This is a genomic window from Mesorhizobium sp. M2A.F.Ca.ET.037.01.1.1 (genome assembly GCF_003998075.1).
Classification (GTDB): domain Bacteria; phylum Pseudomonadota; class Alphaproteobacteria; order Rhizobiales; family Rhizobiaceae; genus Mesorhizobium.
In genome coordinates this window covers 1-3,654 of the sequence record NZ_RZSA01000697.1, presented here as the reverse complement: position 1 = coordinate 3,654, position 3,654 = coordinate 1, and the positions used below count along the sequence as shown (strand labels likewise).

At 62.2% G+C, this 3,654-nt stretch carries 4 protein-coding genes; 1 reads left to right on the top strand and 3 read right to left on the bottom strand.

The features are described from left to right. A partial coding sequence (locus tag EOA27_RS27210; protein ID WP_145970560.1) for an amidohydrolase family protein occupies positions 1-259 on the bottom strand: 259 nt, incomplete at its 3' end. A 167-nt stretch (positions 260-426) separates the two neighbouring features. After that, complete coding sequence (locus EOA27_RS27205) at positions 427-1,677, bottom strand: Zn-dependent hydrolase (protein WP_126081954.1); 1,251 nt, start codon at positions 1,675-1,677, stop codon at positions 427-429. A gap of 121 nt (positions 1,678-1,798) precedes the next feature. On the opposite strand from EOA27_RS27205, the gene EOA27_RS27200 reads away from it, so the two are divergent. Then, complete coding sequence (locus tag EOA27_RS27200; RefSeq protein WP_126081953.1) at positions 1,799-2,437, top strand: TetR/AcrR family transcriptional regulator; 639 nt, start codon at positions 1,799-1,801, stop codon at positions 2,435-2,437. Between the two features lie 98 nt (positions 2,438-2,535). Here EOA27_RS27200 and EOA27_RS27195 read toward each other — a convergent pair. Further along, positions 2,536-3,654: aspartate aminotransferase family protein (locus EOA27_RS27195; RefSeq protein WP_145970559.1), on the bottom strand; the 1,119-nt coding region annotated here is incomplete at its 5' end.

Sequence of the window (3,654 nt, the reverse complement as noted above, 5' to 3'; positions counted from 1 at the left end):
CCATTGTCGTGCCCCCGGACAGTGCCGCGCGCGTGCCGGATTCGAAATCGTCGGCCGAATAGGTGCCCATGAACGGCATTTCGAGATGGGTATGCGGATCGATGCCGCCCGGCATGACATAGCAGCCGGTGGCGTCGAACTCATGATCGCCATGCAGGTTGGAGCCGATGGCGACGATCTTGCCGTGCTGCATCAGCACGTCGGCCTTCCACGTGCGGTCGGCCGTCACGATGGTGCCGTTTCGGATGACTTTGGTCATATCTGTTCCCCTGTTCTTTCGCGCTTCTTTGCGAGCGGCGTTGCGAGGTGATTGGTCCGAAGCAATTTCAGGAAAAGTGTGAAGCGGTTTTCCGTCCGAAATTGCGTTAAAACAAAGACACTAGAGCATTCCACCGTTTCCGTGAAACGGTGGAATGCTCTAGTCGGTCATTCGACGATTCCCGCCGTTTCGACCACCGCATGGAACAGCACGTCGGCTCCAGCCGCAGCCCATTCCTTGGAGATTTCCTCGGCCTCGTTGTGGCTGAGACCGCCTACGCAGGGACACATGACCATGGTCGCTGGCGCGACCTTGGCCGCCCAGCAGGCGTCGTGTCCGGCGCCCGAGATGATGTTCATGTGGCTGTAGCCCAGCTTTTCGGCGGCGGTGCGCACGCGGCCGACCAGCGTCGGATCGAAGGTTATCGGATCGAAATGGCCGACTGCCTCGACCGAGCATTTGACCCCGAGCGCCTCACAGATTTTCGGCGCTTCCTTCTCGATGCGGGCGCGCATGCCGTCGAGCTTTGCCTGGTCCGGCGAGCGGATGTCGACGGTGAAGACGACGGTGCCCGGCAAAACGTTGCGCGAATTGGGTGTAAACTTGACCTGTCCGACCCCGCCGACGGCGCCCGGCTGGTTCTCAATGGCCACCGTCTGCACCATCTCCAGGATACGGGCCATGGCAAGGCCGGCATTGACGCGCATGTTCATCGGCGTCGAGCCGGTATGCGCCTCCTTGCCGGTCAGCGTGAATTCCAGCCACCACAGGCCTTGGCAATGCGTCACCACGCCGATCTGCTTGTTCTGCGCCTCCAGGATCGGTCCCTGCTCGATGTGATACTCGAAATAGGCGTGCATCTTGCGCGCGCCGACCTTCTCGTCGCCGACCCAGCCGATCCGCTTCAGCTCGTCGCCGAAGGTCAGGCCGTCGAGATCCTTGCGGGCATAGGCGTAGTCCTGTGTATGCACGCCGGCGAACACGCCGGAGGCAAGCATGGCCGGGGCGAAACGCGCGCCCTCCTCATTGGTCCAGTTGGTGACGACGATCGGATGCTTCGTCTTGATGCCGAGATCGTTGAGCGAACGCACAACCTCTAGGCCCGAGAGCACGCCGAGCACACCGTCATATTTGCCGCCGGTGGGCTGGGTATCGAGGTGGGAACCGACATAGACCGGCAGCGCGTCCGGATCGGTGCCGGCGCGCGTCATGAACATGGTGCCCATCTGGTCGACACCCATCGAGAGCCCGGCCGCATCGCACCAGGACTTGAAAAGCGCGCGGCCCTCCTTGTCGGAATCGGTGAGCGTCTGGCGATTGTTGCCGCCGGCGATGCCGGGGCCAATCTTCGCCATCTCCATCAGGGAGTCCCACAAGCGGTCTGAATTGATTCGCAGATTTTCGCCGGGTGCGGCCATTTGCGGTTCCCATTTTCACCAGGGGTCTTGTCGCCCCTTGAGTGGTTTGCATCCTGACCGTATGGTCAGCTTTCAGACTACACAAGCTGACCAAGCGGTCAACGAGAATCTTGGGGGAGACATGACCGAATCCACCCGTCCGATGCGGCGCCAGGACATAAGGCGGGAGAATGAAAAGGCCATTCTGCTCGCCGCCGAAAAGGTGTTCGCGGAAGCCGGGTTCGGCGGCGCCACGATGCAGCTGATCGCCGATCTGGCCGGGCTGCCAAAGGCAAATCTCCACTATTATTTCGCCACCAAAGAAGAACTCTACCGGTCCGTCGTTCAGAACATTTTCGAGATCTGGCTGCAGGCCGCCAACTGCTTCGATGCGGCGCGCGGGCCGATAGAGGGCATCAGCGCCTATATCGACGCCAAGATGGAAATATCGCGCCGCCATCCCGATGGCTCGAAGGTCTGGGCCTCGGAAGTGATGCACGGCGCGCCGGTGCTTCAGGACTATATGGAATCGACTTTGCGCGAATGGACCGACGGCCGCGTAGCGATCATCAAGCGCTGGATCGAGGAGGGCAAGATGGACCCGGTCGACCCGCGCCATCTCCTCTACATGCTGTGGGCCACGACCCAGCATTACGCCGATTTTGGCCACCAGATCGAGACGCTGAACGGCGGCAAGCCGCTCTCCGACCGGCAATGGCGGGAAGCCAAGGAAAACATCAAGCGGGTGATCCTGACCGGCATCGGCGCGCAGCCAGCCTGAACTACACGACCATCGAGGTCGGCGCTTCTTAGCCGACCTCGCCCAGCCCGCTTCACGGACACCCTCCCCTTGACGGGAAGGATGTCCGCGCCGGCTTCTTAGTCGATCGACCTCAGCACATCGCGGACATGGTCGATCAGTTCGTTGATCTGGCCCTTGGTGATGATCAGCGGCGGCGACAGCGCGATGATGTCGCCGGTGGTGCGGATCAACGCGCCGCGCTCGAAGGCCTTGACGAAAGCCGAGAACGCCCGCTTGGTCGGGTTGCCGGCGATCGGCGCCAGCTCGATCGCGCCGATCAGGCCGATGTTGCGGATGTCGATGACATGCGGTTCGCCCTTGAGCGAATGCAGCGCGTCTTCCCAGTAAGGAGCCAGTTCCTCGCCGCGGGTCAAAAGGCCCTCTTCCTTGTAGGTGTCCAACGTGCCGAGCGCCGCGGCGCACGCGATCGGATTGCCCGAATAGGTATAGCCGTGGAAGAACTCGATCATATGTTCCGGGCCGGTCATGAAGGCGTCGTGGATCTCCTTCTTGACGAACACCGCGCCCATCGGGATGACGCCGTTGGAAACGCCCTTGGCTGTCGTCATGATATCCGGCGTGACGCCGAAATAGTCGGCCGCGAACGGCGCGCCGAGGCGGCCGAAACCGGTGATCACTTCATCGAAAATCAACAATATGCCGTGCTTCGTGCAGATTTCCCGAAGCTTCTGCAGATAGCCCTTCGGCGGCAGGATGACGCCGGTGGACCCGGCGACCGGCTCGACGATGACGGCCGCGATGGTCGAGGCGTCATGCAGCGCGATCAGCCGCTCGAGATCGTTCGCGAGCTCCGCGCCATGCTCCGGCACGCCCTTCGAGAAGGCGTTCTTCTCCGGCAGGTGCGTGTGCGGCAGATGGTCGACGCCGCCGAGCAGCGTGCCGAACATCTTGCGGTTGGAGACGATGCCGCCCACCGAGATGCCGCCGAAATTGACGCCGTGATAGCCGCGCTCGCGGCCGATCAGACGGGTGCGCGAGCCCTCGCCCCTGACACGGTGATAGGCGATCGCTATCTTCAGCGCGGTCTCGACCGATTCCGAACCCGAATTGGTGAAGAAGACATGGTCCATGCCCTTCGGCGCGATATCGACGAGCCGGTTCGCCAGCTCGAACACGATGGGATGGCCCATCTGGAAAGCCGGCGCATAGTCGAGCTCGGCCGCCTGGTGCTGGAT

What these genes read in the sequence shown, in the direction of transcription:
- EOA27_RS27205 (WP_126081954.1), bottom strand. Translation starts at nt 1,677, where the DNA reads ATGGCCGCACCCGGCGAAAATCTGCGAATCAATTCAGACCGCTTGTGG.
- EOA27_RS27200 (WP_126081953.1), top strand. Translation starts at nt 1,799, where the DNA reads ATGACCGAATCCACCCGTCCGATGCGGCGCCAGGACATAAGGCGGGAG.